The following is a 13511-nucleotide window of genomic DNA, read 5'->3' as shown; positions in this document are numbered from 1 at the left end:
CTGTCGTTTCGCGACGGCGAAAAGGGGTAGCATCGGATGACGCAAAACTCACCAGTCCCGCCGCTTGGCGTGCGCGAAAATTTTGTGCTCGACGACCGCATCCGCGGCGTGCCGCCCGGCACGGCCGGGCTGGACTCCAGCCTCGTCGGACAGCAGGGCTGGTATCCGGCCGATGGCCACATGGCTCTGCCGGTGCTGACCGTCGACGAGGCGGCCTTCGCCGCCAATCGCGACCTGTTCCTGCGCTATATCAGCGAACAGGGCGTCGCGGTCGCACCGCATGCCAAGACGCCGATGGCGCCCGATCTGGCCCGCTCGCTGGTCGAGGCCGGTGCCTGGGGCACGACGGTCGCCGATATCCGGCAGGCGACGGTGATGCTCAAGGCCGGTCTTTCCCGGTTGATCATCGCCAACGAGGTTGGCGGCAATGGTGGCGCAAGCCGTCTGGCAACGCTTGCTGGCGCCTGGCCGGATGCCGAGATTCTCGTGTTCGCGGACTCGGTCGACGCCGTTAAGGCGCTGGCCGGGGCCTGGCGTGCCAATGCATCGCTGGCGCCCTTGCGCGTGCTGATCGAACTCGGAGCGGGCAGGGCAGGCGCGCGCACCACGGGCGAAGCCGAGGCGATCGCCGATGCGGTGATGGCGACCGGCGGGCGCCTGCTGATCGCTGGGGTCGCGACCTATGAAGGGGCCGCCGCGCAGCCCGATGCCGGCCGCACCGATGCGGCGATCGCCGAGTTGCTGGCAAGGACGTCCGACATGTTCCTGCGGCTGCGTGCCCGCCTTGGCGGCGATGTGCCGTTGGTCGTGACGGCCGGCGGCTCGATCTTCTTCGACAGGGTTGTCGCCGCGCTGTTGCCTGTCGTCTCACGCGACGGCAATGCGACGCTGGTGCTGCGCAGCGGCGCCATCTTCTTCCATGACCACGGAACCTATGATCGATCGCTTGGTGTGCTCGACGCGCGTGAGGGGTTTTCCATCGGCGGCGAGAAAGCGTCCGCGCGGCAATCGTTCCGCCCGGCGTTACGGCTGTGGGCCGAAGTGCTGTCGCGGCCGGAACCAGGCCTGGCGATTTGCGGCATGGGCATGCGCGACGTCTCGTTCGACCAGGGATTTGCCATTCCGCTGGCGATCCATCGCGCCGGCCAGTTCCTGTCCGGCGCGCGGGTGAACGCGAAGGTCGTCAAGCTGAACGATCAGCACGCCTTCCTGGCGCTGGAGCCGGACAGCGAGTTCGCCGTCGGCGACGTCGTCGAGTTCGGCATTTCGCACCCCTGCACCTGCCTCGACCGCTACCGCGTCATCTTCGGCCTCGACGAGGCCGGGCATGTCCGCCATGCCTTCCCGACCTATTTCGGCTGACCGGATCCGCGGCGGCCCGGCAAAACGAAACTGAAAGGATGCGATATGATCAAGTATTTCCAGTCCGGCTCGCGCATGTCGCAGGCGGTCGTCTATGGCGGCCTCGTGCACATAGCCGGGCAGGTGCCCGACAACCGCAAGGCCGGCATCGAAGCCCAGACCAGCGACGTGCTGGCCAAGATCGACGCGCTTCTCGCCGAGGCCGGCACCAGCAAGTCGAAGCTGGTGGCCGTCAATATCTTCCTGCCGCAGATCGGCGATTTCGATGCCATGAACAGCATCTACGATGCCTGGGTCGATCCCGAGCGCCTGCCTGCACGCGCTTGCGTCGAAGCACGTCTTGCCGATCCTGACCTGCGCATCGAAGTCACCGCGGTGGCGGCGGTCTGAACCATGCATACCGGCCTCGCCCACACGCTCGACTTCGACCGCGATGGTAAGATATCGGGCCATCTCAGCATTCCGTTCTCGATCGACCGCTCGCCCTATTACCAGGTCAAGGTTCCGATCTGCCTCATCCGCAACGGCGACGGCCCGTCGCTGCTTCTGATGGCCGGCAATCACGGTGACGAATATGAGGGCGAGCTGTCGCTGGCCAGGCTGATACGCCGGCTCGATCTGACGCAGATCAAAGGCCGCGTCACCATCCTGCCGATGGCCAACGTGCCGGCGGTAATGGCCGCCAAACGCTGCTCGCCGCTCGACGGCGGCAATCTCAACCGGGCGTTTCCTGGCGACCCGTCTGGCACGCCGACAAGCCGGCTGGCGCATTTCCTGGAGAGCGAACTCTTCCCGCGCCATGACGTCGTCTTCGACATCCATTCGGGCGGCACCTCGATGGAACATTTGCCGACCGCCCTTGTCGAGCGCAACACCGATCCCGGCCGCCATAGTCGCGGGGTGGAACTGATGCGCACGCTCGGCATGCCGTACGGCTTCGTCGCCGACAATGGTGAGGCTTCGCCGACCTCCATGGGCGCGGCACGGCGTGCCGGCGCCATCGGCGTCAGCGGCGAATTTGGCGGCGGCGGCACCGCCACGGTCGATACGATGGCGATCACGGCTCGTGCGCTCGACGGTCTGATGATGGCGCTGGGTGTGATCGACGCGCCGGTTCTGGGCGCGGACGAAAAGCCTTCGGCGCCGACGCGGCTGCTTTCGCTGTCGCGGCACAGTCAGGGCATCTACGCCACACGCCGAGGCTGGTTCGAACCTGCAGTCAGGCTGGGCGACAGCGTGACTTCAGGGCAGTTGGCCGGCTGGTATCACGACCTCGAACGGCTTGAACTCACCGAGGAAGCCCTGCATTTCGCCGAAGCCGGCATCGTGCTGTCGCGCCGGCTGCACACGATGTGTGAGGCGGGTGACTGCCTCATGCAGGTCGCCGAGCCGGTCGACGGCTGACAACGAAGCCATTTCCGGCCATGTGCCGCCATTCGGGATTGAGGATAGTCCATGCAACAGCTGTCCATGTGGACCTACCCCTGGGACGTTCAAGACCTGGGCCTGGAGACGGTCGAGCGCGATCTTGTCGAGCGTGCCGGGCTCAGCATGATCAGCCTCGCGACCTCGTATCATGCCGGCCGCTTCCTGCAGCCGCGCAGCCCGCGCCGCAAGGCCTACTTTCCCGAGGACGGCACGATCTATTTCCAGCCGACGCCGTCGCGCTGGGACGGCCTTGCCATTCAGCCGAAGGTGGCGGACGTAATCACCGAAGGCGGCGACGTGCTTGGCGATCTGGTTCGCAGACGCGATGCCGGCGGGCTCGGCGTTTCCTGTTGGACCGTCTGCCTGCACAACACCCGCCTCGGCATGCTGCATCCCCAGGCCGTCACCCACAACGCCTTCGGCGATGCCAACTACTACAATCTCTGTCCATCGCATCCGGATGCGCGCGCCTATGTCCGTGCGCTGGTCGCCGACATCTCGCACAGCTACAGGCCGGACCGGATCGAGCTCGAGAGCCCGTCCTTCATGGGCTTCGCCCACGAATATCATCACGAGAAGGACGGTGTCGGGCTGACGCCGGAAGACGATTTTCTGCTGTCCCTGTGCTTCTGCCCGTCCTGTCTGGCCCGTGCCGCCGGCGCGGGAATAGATGGCGAGCCCGCGCGCAAACTGGTCAGGCAATGGATCACCGAGACCTGCGAGCGCGCTGTGCCGCAACGGCGGTTTCCGGATTTTCCGGCTAGCGGCCTCGAGACATTCCGGCCCTGGCCGGAACTTCACGCCTATCTCACCTGGCGGTTCGAGCCGGTGACCAGCCTGGTCGCGGAATTGCGCGAAGTTGCTGACCCCAGGACGGCCGTCGTCATCATCGATCTCAAGGAGGGTTGGCTCGGCGGCTGCGATCTGGCCGCGCTCGGCAATGTCTGCGACGGGGCGATCCTGTGCGCCTACGACATGCAGCCCGCCGATGTCGCGAGCTTGATGGCGGCGGGTCGGGCAGCACTTGGCGCGGAAAAATTCCTCGGCACCGGCTATCGGCTGTTCTACCCGGAAATGGCAGGCCCCGACATCCTTGCGGCCAAGGTGAAGCCAGCGCTGGCGTCCGATGTCGATGGCATCAATTTCTACAATTACGGCCTCATTCCCGCCGCGCGGCTCGACTGGATCGGTGCTGCCCGGCGACCTTGAGCCGATCGCCGATGCTTCTCGCTATCCAATCGGTTCTTCGAGTAGAACGTTGTTCGAAGGAGCACCCAATGTCGACTGAGACGAACACCCGCATCGTGCTGGCGGCACGGCCGCAAGGCCGGCCGAAGCCGAGCGATTTCCGCATCGAGTCCGTGGCGATCGCCGAGCCGGGCGAGGGCGAGCTGCTGCTGCAGATCCTCTATCTGTCACTGGATCCCTATATGCGCGGCCGCATGAACGCCGCCAGATCCTATGCCAAGCCGGTCGAGATCGACGGCGTGATGGAAGGCGGCACCGTCGCGCGCGTCGTCAGATCCCGTCATGCCGATTTCGCTGAAGGCGATATCGTGCTGTCCCACTCGGGATGGCACGGTTTTGCCCTGTCGGACGGTGTCGGGCTGCGCAAGCTCGATCCCGCGGCGGCGCCAATTACGACCGCGCTTGGCGTGCTCGGCATGCCGGGCTTCACCGCCTATGCGGGCCTGCTCACGATCGGTCAGCCAAAGGCTGGCGAGACTGTAGTCGTTGCGGCGGCCAGCGGCGCGGTCGGCTCGGCCGTCGGCCAGATCGCGCGCATCAATGGCGCACGCGCCGTTGGCGTCGCCGGCGGTGCCGACAAATGCGCCTTCGTGCGCCACGAGCTCGGCTTCGATGCGGTCGTCGATCACCGGGCCGAGAATTTCGCCGAGCAGTTGAAGGCGGCCTGTCCTGATGGCATCGACGTCTATTTCGAAAATGTCGGCGGTCCTGTCTGGGATGCGGTGTTTCCCCTGCTGAACGAGTTCGCGCGTGTGCCGGTCTGCGGCTTGATCGCGCAATACAACACCATCGCCGCTTCCGGCACCGACCGGCTGCCGACGCTGATGCAGCAGGTGCTCCACCGCAGCCTGACGATCAGGGGTTTCATCCAGCGCGAATTTGTCGACCAGCGTCCGGCCTTCTATCGCCAAATGGCCGGATGGATCGCGTCCGGGCAGGTCCGCTACAGGGAAGATATCGTGGATGGCCTGGAGAATGCGCCAGAGGCTTTCCTTGGCCTTCTCGACGGCAAGAACTTCGGCAAGCTCATCGTGCGGGTCGCGCTATAATTGTGTTGGGCGAAAGTCAGTCGGGTTGGCGGTCCGCCGCCGGACGGCGCCCGTCGATCCACAGGGCAAGCAATGTGCATGCAGCACCCGACAGCAGATAGGCGCCGGCGGCGATGAGGCCGAAATTGCCGGCCAGCAGCAGTGCAGCCAGCGGCGCGAAGCCGGCACCGAACATCCAGGCCAGATCCGAGGTGATCGCCGAGCCGGTATAGCGATGCTGCCGGGAAAAGCTCGAGGCGACGACGCCCGACGATTGCCCGAAGCTCAGCCCCAGCAGGATGAAGCCCAGCACCATGAACAGCGCTTCGCCGACGGTTCCGCCATCCAGAAGCTGCGGGGCAAAGCCGCTGAACGTGGCGATGGCGATCGCCGAACCGCCGAGCAGCGCGCGGCGTCCGACGCGATCGGCCAGCGGGCCCGATGCGACGATGGCCGCAATGCCGAACAGCGCGCTCACCGCCTCGATTGCCAGGAAGCGTGCCGGCCCCTCATTGGTGAACAGGAACACCCAGGACAGCGGAAACACCGTCACCATATGGAACAAGGCAAAACTCGCCAACGGCGCGAAGGCACCGACGACAACGTTTTGGCCCTCGGCCCTTATCGTGTCCCTTATGCGCGTCGGCTGCAGGTCACCGCTCTCGTACAGTTTCGAGAATTCGGGCGTGACGACAATGCGCAGCCTGGCGAACAGCGCCACGACATTGATGGCGAAGGCGACGAAGAAGGGATAGCGCCAACCCCAGGCGAGGAAGTCGTCGGCCGACAGATTGGCGACGAAGAAGGCGAAGAGCGCACTGGCCACGATGAGGCCGATCGGCGCGCCCAGCTGCGGGATCATGGCATAGAAGCCGCGCCGATTCTCAGGCGCGTTCAGCGCCAGCAGCGAAGGCAGTCCGTCCCATGTGCCGCCGAGCGCCAGCCCCTGTCCGATGCGGGCAAGCGCCAACAGCCAGATCGCAACCGCACCGATGTCGCCATAGGCCGGCAGAAACGCGATGGCGACGGTCGACGTGCCGAGCAGGAACAGCGCGATGGTCAGTTTCGCGCCGCGGCCATAGGCGCGATCGATGGCCATGAACAGCACGGAGCCGAACGGGCGCGCGACGAAGGCGAGCGCGAAGATCGAGAAGGAATACAGCGTTCCGGCGAGCGGATCGTGCGTCGGAAATATGAGCTTGGGGAACACGATGACGGACGCGATCGCGTAGACGAAGAAGTCGAAGAATTCCGACGTCCTCCCAACGATCACGCCGACCGCTATATCGCCCGCGCTGACCTGGCCATGATGCGAGCCGATCAGCTCGCTGTTCGTTTCGGCAGTCTGAGCCATTTTATCCGTCGCCACCGCGAATGAAGTGTCCGGAATCCAATTCTAGGGATTCCATTGTGCACTGCACACTGCGCCAAAGCCATGCCGGCTGGGCATTGGACAAATTGTCCAATGTTGCCGCGCCGCCGCGAGCAGTAGCCCTTGATCGATACCGCACTGCAACATGAAGGTTGCCGCGGTCCATCGAGGGCAGCGTTTGATGAAACGATTTGGAGCCTTGCTTCTGTTTCCCCTGGCCGGGCTGTTGAGCGGCTGCGATCTGGTCGTGCTCGCGCCCGCCGGCGATGTCGCGGCCCAGCAGCGCGACCTGCTCGTGGTCTCGACTTTGCTGATGCTGATCATCATCGTGCCGGTCATGGCGCTGACTGTCTTTTTCGCCTGGCGCTACCGGCAATCCAACGCCTCGGCGACCTATGCGCCGGACTGGGATCATTCGACGAAACTCGAACTGGTGATCTGGGCAGCGCCTCTGCTGATCATCATATGCCTTGGCGCCTTGACCTGGCTCGGCACACACCTGCTCGACCCCTACCGCCGGATCGACCGCATCGAGCCCGGCCAGCCGGTCACAGAGCTGCATAAGCCGCTGCGGGTCGAAGTCGTGGCGCTCGACTGGAAATGGCTCTTCATCTATCCGGACTATGGCATCGCCTCCGTCAACGAACTGGCGGCGCCGGTCAACCAGCCGATCGATTTCCGCATCACCTCCTCGGCGGTGATGAATTCCTTCTACATTCCAGCCCTTGCCGGGCAGATCTATGCGATGCCGGCGATGGAGACGAAGCTGCACGCCGTCATCAATCGGCCGGGCACCTATAGCGGCTTTTCGGCCAATTACAGCGGCGCCGGTTTTTCCGGCATGCGCTTCGCTTTCCACGGCCTGTCCGAGCAGGCCTTCGACCAGTGGGTGGCGCAGACCAGGACCGCATCGGCGACGCTCAGCCGCGAGACCTATCTCGACCTTGAAAAGCCGAGCGAGAACGAGCCGGTCCGCCACTATGCCTCCGTCGATCCCGACCTCTATGGAGCCATCCTCAATCTGTGCGTCGAGCGCGGCAAGATGTGCATGAACGAGATGATGTCGATCGACGCCAAGGGCGGCCTCGGTCTGGCGGGTGTGCGCAACACGCTGCCGTTGCAATACGACAAGCTCGCCCGCCGCGGCGCGGTGTTCGGCAACGAACCGTCCTATGTCGCCAGCATCTGCACGGCGGAGGAGGCGGCTGCGGCGGCGCGCGCGGCCAGCGATGCCACGCCGACGGATTGGCCGGCCAGGAATCTTTCCCCGCTGCGCGGGGCGGGGCTGCTGAGGCCCGGGACCGAGAGCCGTCGCGCCGAGGCGGATACGCCGTCGCTCGGCCTGCTGCGGCGCGAATTGTGAGAGACAGCCGATGCCCGATACGCTGACCAAATTCATTTTCGGCCGTCTCACCTGGGACTCACTGCCTCTGCATGAGCCGATCGTCGTGGCCACCTTCGCCGCGGTGGCGCTCGGCGGCATCGCCCTTCTCGGCGTGATCACCTATTTCAAGCTGTGGACCTATCTCTGGCGCGAGTGGTTCACCAGCGTCGACCACAAGAAGATCGGCATCATGTACATGGTGCTCGGCCTGGTCATGCTGCTGCGCGGCTTCTCCGACGCCATCATGATGCGCCTGCAGCAGGCCATCGCCTTCAACGGTTCCGAGGGCTACCTGAATTCGCATCACTATGACCAGATCTTCACGGCGCACGGCGTGATCATGATCTTCTTCGTGGCGATGCCCTTCGTCACCGGGCTGATGAACTTCGTCGTGCCGCTGCAGATCGGCGCGCGCGACGTCTCCTTCCCCTTCCTCAACAATTTCAGCTTCTGGATGACGGTCGGCGGCGCCATCCTGGTCATGGCGTCGCTGTTCGTCGGTGAATTCGCCCGCACCGGTTGGCTCGCCTATCCGCCGCTCTCCGGCATCGGCTACAGTCCCGACGTCGGCGTCGACTATTACATCTGGGCGCTGCAGGTGGCGGGCGTTGGCACAACGCTGTCCGGCATCAACCTGATCTGCACGATCATCAAGATGCGCGCGCCCGGCATGACGATGATGCGCATGCCTGTCTTCACCTGGACGTCGCTCTGCACCAACGTGCTGATCGTGGCGTCCTTCCCGGTGCTGACGGCGGTGCTCTCGCTGCTGGCGCTCGACCGCTATGTCGGCACCAACTTCTTCACCAACGACTTCGGCGGCAACCCGATGATGTATGTGAACCTCATCTGGATATGGGGTCACCCGGAAGTCTACATCCTCATCCTGCCGCTGTTCGGCGTCTTTTCCGAAGTCACCTCGACCTTCTCCGGCAAGCGCCTGTTCGGCTACACCTCGATGGTCTACGCCACGGTGGTCATCACCATCCTGTCCTACCTCGTCTGGCTGCACCACTTCTTCACCATGGGCTCCGGCGCCAGCGTCAATTCCTTCTTCGGCATCACCACGATGATCATCTCGATCCCGACCGGAGCGAAGATCTTCAACTGGCTGTTCACAATGTATCGCGGCCGCATCCGCTTCGAACTGCCGATGATGTGGACGATGGCCTTCATGCTCACCTTCACCGTCGGCGGCATGACCGGCGTGCTGCTTGCCGTGCCGCCTGCGGACTTCGTGCTGCACAACAGCCTGTTCCTGATCGCGCATTTCCACAACGTCATCATCGGCGGCGTGCTGTTCGGCCTGTTCGCCGGCATCGCCTACTGGTGGCCCAAGGCCTTCGGATTCAAGCTCGATCCGTTCTGGGGCAAGGTGTCGTTCTGGTGCTGGGTGGTCGGCTTCTGGTTCGCCTTCATGCCGCTCTATGTCCTCGGCCTGATGGGCGTGACGCGCCGCATGCGCGTCTTCGACGACCCTTCACTGCAGATATGGTTCATCATCGCCGCCTTCGGCGCGGTGCTGATCGCCTTCGGCATCGCCGCCTTCCTGATCCAGATATTCGTCTCCATCCGCAGGCGCGAGGCTCTGACCGATCCGACCGGCGATCCGTGGGATGGCCGCACGCTCGAATGGTCGACGTCCTCGCCGCCGCCCGCCTACAACTTCGCCTTCACGCCCGTCGTGCGCGACAACGACGCCTGGTGGGACATGAAGAAGGCCGGCTACGTCAGGCCGCTCTTCGGCTTCAAGCCGATCCACATGCCAAGCAACACCGGCACAGGCGTCATCCTGGCCGCCTTCAGCGTGGCGCTCGGCTTCGGCCTGATCTGGTACATCTGGTGGCTGGCGGCGCTGAGCTTCGTCTGCCTCATCGCCACCGCGATCGGCCACACCTTCAACTATATCAGAGACTTCCACATTCCGGCTGCCGAGGTCACGCAGACGGAGGAGGCGAGGACGACGCTCCTCGCCGCCCAGGGCTAGGGTTTCAGCATGGCTTCGATAGCAACCACGGCCGGCACTGAACCGGTGTTTCACCTGGAAGAAGAGCATGCGCATGCCGAAGGCAGCAGCACCATGCTTGGCTTCTGGCTCTATCTGATGAGCGACTGCCTGATCTTCGCCATGCTGTTCGCGGCCTATGGCGTGCTGGGCGGCAACTACGCGGCGGGGCCGGCTCCGAAGGACCTGTTCGACCTCGATCTGGTGGCGGTCAACACCGCCATGCTGCTCTTCTCCTCGATCACCTACGGCTTTGCCATGCTGACCATGGACAAGGGCCGCGTCGCAGCGACCCAAACCTGGCTTGCCGTGACCGGCCTGTTCGGCCTCGCCTTCCTGTCGATTGAACTCTACGAATTTTCGCACATGATCCATGAAGGCGCGACACCGCAGCGCAGCGCTTTCCTGTCGTCCTTCTTCACCCTGGTCGGCACGCATGGCCTGCATGTCACCTTCGGCATCGTCTGGCTGGTGACGCTGATGACGCAGGTCGCAAGGTTCGGCCTCACCGAGCCCAACCGCCGCCGGCTGATGTGCCTCAGCATGTTCTGGCATTTCCTCGACGTCGTCTGGATCGGCGTCTTCACCTTCGTCTATCTGATGGGGATGTTGCGATGAGCGCTCATGATCACGCTGCCGATCACAGCCATGCGCATGGCGGAGCCCCGCACGGATCGTTCCGGGGCTATCTGATCGGCTTCGTCCTGTCGGCGATTCTGACCGCCATCCCGTTCTGGCTGGTCATGAGCGGCATCATCGACAACAAGCAGGCCACGGCCATCGTCATCATGGCCTTTGCCGTGGTCCAGATCGTCGTCCACATGGTATTCTTCCTGCATATGAACACCGCCTCGGAGGGCGGATGGTCGATGCTCGCCCTGATCTTCACACTGATCCTGGTCGTCATCGTGCTGACCGGTTCGCTCTGGGTGATGTACCATCTCAACGCCAACATGATGCCGAGACTGCACGACATGCGCGAGATGCCATGAGCCCGGCGCCGGGCGCGGAGGGGACCACTGTCGAGGCGCGGATCGGGCAGGCTGGCATCAGCTTGCGTGCTGAGCCACGAAAGGACGCCGGCAGATCGCCCGCGTCGCGGCGTTTCCTCGCACTGCTCGGGCTCCTCGGTGTGCTGGTGTTTCTCGGGCTCGGCATCTGGCAGCTGGAAAGGCGCGTCTGGAAACTCGACCTGATCGCCCGCGTCGACCAGCGCATCCACGCTCCGGTTGCCGATGCGCCCGGCCCAGTGAACTGGAACGGCATGACCTCAGCCGGCTACGAGTACACCCATGTGCGATTGGCCGGTCGATTTCTGGATGGCGAGAACACGCTGGTGCAGGCGGTGACGGAGCTTGGCGGCGGCTATTGGGTGCTGACGCCAATGCGAACCGACCGTGGCTTCGTTGTGCTGGTCAACCGCGGCTTCGTTCCCCAGGAGCGTAAGGCCGAGTTCGAACAAGAGAGCGGCGGCTTCGCTTCGTCGACCGTCATCGATGGGCTGTTGCGTATGAGCGAACCCGGCGGCGGCTTCCTGCGCAACAACGATGCCCCGGGCAATCGCTGGTATTCGCGGGACGTCGCGGCAATCGCCACCACGCGCGGCCTGACGGATGTCGCCCCCTATTTCGTCGATGCGGAGGCATCCGGCGGCTGGCCGCGCGGCGGCCTGACCGTCGTGGCTTTCCGCAACAGCCACCTCGTCTATGCTTTGACCTGGTTCACGCTCGCTGCGATGCTCACTGCTGCCCTGGCCGCGCCGATCATCGGCCGCCGCTGGCGGCGAGGACCGCCAAGATGAGCGCCCCGACGCAAACGCTTCGCAACGACAAATCCTTCGCGGTATCCCTTGCGGGCAACGGCGGCACGGTCTCGGATCCCGACGCGGCGAACAGGAAAAACCTGCTCCTGCTCATCCAGCTGCGTTGGCTGGCAGTGGCCGGTCAGGTGCTCACCATTCTGGCGACGGAATACTGGTTCGACATCCCGCTGCCGCTGGCGGAGATGGCCGGCGTGGTGGTTTTCCTGGTCGGTCTGAACATCTTCAGTCTGCTCGCTTCGCGCGGCCAGCGCCCGATCAGCAACGTTCAGCTCTTCGTCGCGCTCATCTTCGACATGGCGGCGCTGACGACCCAGCTTTACCTGAGCGGCGGTGCCTCGAACCCGTTCGTGTCGCTCTACCTCCTACAGATCACGCTTGGCGCCCCGCTGCTGACACCCTGGTCCACCTGGAGCCTGGTGGCGGCCGCTTCCGCCTGCTTCGTTTTCCTCACCTTTCAGTTCCAGCCGATCGCCATCCCGCATCATGGCGGCAGCGACCTGTTGGCCTTGCATATCAGGGGCATGTTCATCTGCTTCGTGCTGGCGGCGGGCCTGATCGTGATTTTCATGACGCGCATCAACCGCAATCTGCGCGAGCGCGACGCCTATCTCGCCGATCTGCGCCAGCACTCGGCCGAGGAGGACCACATCGTGCGCATGGGCCTGTTGGCCTCGGGTGCCGCGCATGAACTGGGCACGCCGCTTTCGACCATCTCCGTCATCCTCTCCGATTGGCGCCAGACGCGCAGCGTCACCCGCAATCGCGAGCTGGCCGGGGACGTGGCCGAAATGCAGGCGCAGATCGAGCGCTGCAAAAGCATCGTGTCGGGCATCCTCATGTCTTCGGGGCAGGCGCGGGGCGAAGGCACGATCCGCACCAGCATCCGCCATTTCATCGACGATCTTGTCCAGGAGTGGCGCGGCAGCCGCCAGCCGCTCAATCTGGAGTACAGTAACGATTTCGAACCCGACGAGCAGATCGTCTCCGACACGGCGCTGAAGCAGGTCATCTTCAACGTGTTCGACAACGCCCAGGAAGCATCGCCCGATTGGGTCGGCGTCACTGCCGAGCGGCAAGGCGAGAAACTGGTGATTGCCGTGCGCGACCGCGGGCCTGGTTTTGACGAGACTATTCTGGCCGCGCTCGGCCAGCCCTATATGTCGAGCAAGGGGCGGCCGGGCGGTGGCCTTGGCCTTTTCCTCGTGGTGAACGTGGTTCGAAAGCTGGGAGGCGACTTTTCGGCGCGTAACATGGAGCAGGGGGCCTGTGTTACGCTCTCGCTGCCGCTGGCGGCGCTGACCGATGGAGATGATCATGAGGCCTGATCGATCCCTGTTTATCGTCGAGGACGACGCCACCTTCGCGAAGACGCTGAAACGCTCCTTCGAAAAACGCGACTACGACGTCGTCGTCTGTCCCGGCAGGGAAGAGTTGGCTCGCGCGCTCGAAACAGCGGTTCCGGCATACGCCGTCGTCGATCTCAAGCTTGGCGCCGGCGGCTCCGGGCTGGAATGCGTCAAGCTCTTGAGCGCCCGCGATGCGTCGATGAGGATCGTCGTGCTGACCGGCTTTGCCAGCATCGCGACGGCGGTCGAGGCGATCAAGCTTGGCGCATGCCATTACCTGGCGAAGCCCGCCAACACCGATGACATCGAAGCCGCCTTTGGTCGGGCCGAGGGCGATGTTTCAGTTTCCGTCAGCAATCGTCCCACCTCGATCAAGAACCTCGAATGGGAGCGCATCCACGAGACGCTCGTCGAGACCGGCTTCAATATCTCCGAAACGGCGCGCCGGCTTGGCCTGCACCGGCGCACTTTGGCCCGCAAGCTCGAGAAACGCGTGGTGAGATAGCGGGAGCGCTG

Annotated in this window: 13 protein-coding genes; 12 read left to right on the top strand and 1 reads right to left on the bottom strand. The window is 64.2% G+C overall.

Annotated elements, in window-relative coordinates:
* The first annotated feature begins 36 nt into the window (after positions 1 to 36).
* The 5 genes from AC1D05_RS19775 (at position 37) to AC1D05_RS19755 (ending at position 5087) form a co-directional block, all read left to right on the top strand.
* Complete coding sequence (locus AC1D05_RS19775; protein WP_477443159.1) at positions 37 to 1362, top strand: alanine racemase; 1326 nt, start codon at positions 37 to 39, stop codon at positions 1360 to 1362.
* Positions 1363 to 1407: 45 nt separating this feature from the next.
* Positions 1408 to 1752: a RidA family protein gene (locus tag AC1D05_RS19770; RefSeq protein ID WP_095198060.1), complete on the top strand. Its 345-nt coding sequence runs from the start codon at positions 1408 to 1410 to the stop codon at positions 1750 to 1752.
* A 3-nt stretch (positions 1753 to 1755) separates the two neighbouring features.
* The gene (locus AC1D05_RS19765) at positions 1756 to 2766 is read left to right on the top strand and encodes a succinylglutamate desuccinylase/aspartoacylase family protein (protein ID WP_477443157.1); all 1011 of its coding nucleotides are present in this window, start codon (positions 1756 to 1758) and stop codon (positions 2764 to 2766) included.
* Positions 2767 to 2817: 51 nt separating this feature from the next.
* Positions 2818 to 3999 (top strand): hypothetical protein, encoded by a 1182-nt coding sequence (locus AC1D05_RS19760; RefSeq protein WP_477443155.1) that lies wholly within the window; start codon positions 2818 to 2820, stop codon positions 3997 to 3999.
* Between the two features lie 68 nt (positions 4000 to 4067).
* The gene (locus tag AC1D05_RS19755) at positions 4068 to 5087 is read left to right on the top strand and encodes an NADP-dependent oxidoreductase (RefSeq protein WP_477443153.1); all 1020 of its coding nucleotides are present in this window, start codon (positions 4068 to 4070) and stop codon (positions 5085 to 5087) included.
* A gap of 16 nt (positions 5088 to 5103) precedes the next feature.
* Here the strand turns inward: AC1D05_RS19755 and AC1D05_RS19750 are convergent, their stop codons facing one another.
* A complete protein-coding gene (locus AC1D05_RS19750) occupies positions 5104 to 6420 on the bottom strand; it encodes an MFS transporter (protein WP_477443151.1) in 1317 nt (438 codons plus the stop codon).
* Positions 6421 to 6619: 199 nt separating this feature from the next.
* Here AC1D05_RS19750 and cyoA point away from each other — a divergent pair, with 199 nt between their 5' ends.
* The 7 genes from cyoA to AC1D05_RS19715 are packed head-to-tail and all read left to right on the top strand — an operon-like array spanning position 6620 to position 13500.
* Positions 6620 to 7801 carry a ubiquinol oxidase subunit II gene (gene cyoA, locus AC1D05_RS19745; protein WP_477443149.1) on the top strand — a complete coding sequence of 394 codons (1182 nt, stop codon included), beginning with the start codon at positions 6620 to 6622 and terminating at the stop codon, positions 7799 to 7801.
* 10 nt (positions 7802 to 7811) lie between these two features.
* Positions 7812 to 9809, top strand: a complete 1998-nt coding sequence (cyoB, locus tag AC1D05_RS19740; RefSeq protein ID WP_477443147.1) for a cytochrome o ubiquinol oxidase subunit I — start codon at positions 7812 to 7814, stop codon at positions 9807 to 9809.
* Between the two features lie 9 nt (positions 9810 to 9818).
* Complete coding sequence (gene cyoC / locus AC1D05_RS19735; protein ID WP_477443146.1) at positions 9819 to 10445, top strand: cytochrome o ubiquinol oxidase subunit III; 627 nt, start codon at positions 9819 to 9821, stop codon at positions 10443 to 10445.
* On the top strand, positions 10442 to 10819 hold the full coding sequence (gene cyoD, locus AC1D05_RS19730; RefSeq protein ID WP_477443144.1) for a cytochrome o ubiquinol oxidase subunit IV: 378 nt from the start codon (positions 10442 to 10444) through the stop codon (positions 10817 to 10819). The genes cyoC and cyoD overlap by 4 nt, the downstream gene beginning before the upstream one ends.
* On the top strand, positions 10816 to 11628 hold the full coding sequence (locus tag AC1D05_RS19725) for an SURF1 family protein (protein ID WP_477443142.1): 813 nt from the start codon (positions 10816 to 10818) through the stop codon (positions 11626 to 11628). The genes cyoD and AC1D05_RS19725 overlap by 4 nt, the downstream gene beginning before the upstream one ends.
* On the top strand, positions 11625 to 12974 hold the full coding sequence (locus AC1D05_RS19720) for an ATP-binding protein (protein ID WP_477443141.1): 1350 nt from the start codon (positions 11625 to 11627) through the stop codon (positions 12972 to 12974). The genes AC1D05_RS19725 and AC1D05_RS19720 overlap by 4 nt, the downstream gene beginning before the upstream one ends.
* Entirely contained in the window at positions 12964 to 13500 is a 537-nt protein-coding gene (locus AC1D05_RS19715) for a response regulator transcription factor (protein WP_477443139.1), read from the top strand. The genes AC1D05_RS19720 and AC1D05_RS19715 overlap by 11 nt, the downstream gene beginning before the upstream one ends.
* Positions 13501 to 13511: the final 11 nt, after the last annotated feature.

The sequence above is a fragment of the Mesorhizobium sp. P2_E9 genome (assembly GCF_056403815.1).
The sequence above is the reverse complement of the archived record's forward strand: the minus strand, read 5'-3'. Positions and strand labels throughout refer to the sequence as shown.

Coding starts and splice junctions, on each gene's coding strand:
- AC1D05_RS19775 (WP_477443159.1), top strand. CDS start 37: ATGACGCAAAACTCACCAGTCCCGCCGCTTGGCGTGCGCGAAAATTTT.
- AC1D05_RS19770 (WP_095198060.1), top strand. CDS start 1,408: ATGATCAAGTATTTCCAGTCCGGCTCGCGCATGTCGCAGGCGGTCGTC.
- AC1D05_RS19765 (WP_477443157.1), top strand. CDS start 1,756: ATGCATACCGGCCTCGCCCACACGCTCGACTTCGACCGCGATGGTAAG.
- AC1D05_RS19760 (WP_477443155.1), top strand. CDS start 2,818: ATGCAACAGCTGTCCATGTGGACCTACCCCTGGGACGTTCAAGACCTG.
- AC1D05_RS19755 (WP_477443153.1), top strand. CDS start 4,068: ATGTCGACTGAGACGAACACCCGCATCGTGCTGGCGGCACGGCCGCAA.
- AC1D05_RS19750 (WP_477443151.1), bottom strand. CDS start 6,420: ATGGCTCAGACTGCCGAAACGAACAGCGAGCTGATCGGCTCGCATCAT.
- cyoA (WP_477443149.1), top strand. CDS start 6,620: ATGAAACGATTTGGAGCCTTGCTTCTGTTTCCCCTGGCCGGGCTGTTG.
- cyoB (WP_477443147.1), top strand. CDS start 7,812: ATGCCCGATACGCTGACCAAATTCATTTTCGGCCGTCTCACCTGGGAC.
- cyoC (WP_477443146.1), top strand. CDS start 9,819: ATGGCTTCGATAGCAACCACGGCCGGCACTGAACCGGTGTTTCACCTG.
- cyoD (WP_477443144.1), top strand. CDS start 10,442: ATGAGCGCTCATGATCACGCTGCCGATCACAGCCATGCGCATGGCGGA.
- AC1D05_RS19725 (WP_477443142.1), top strand. CDS start 10,816: ATGAGCCCGGCGCCGGGCGCGGAGGGGACCACTGTCGAGGCGCGGATC.
- AC1D05_RS19720 (WP_477443141.1), top strand. CDS start 11,625: ATGAGCGCCCCGACGCAAACGCTTCGCAACGACAAATCCTTCGCGGTA.
- AC1D05_RS19715 (WP_477443139.1), top strand. CDS start 12,964: ATGAGGCCTGATCGATCCCTGTTTATCGTCGAGGACGACGCCACCTTC.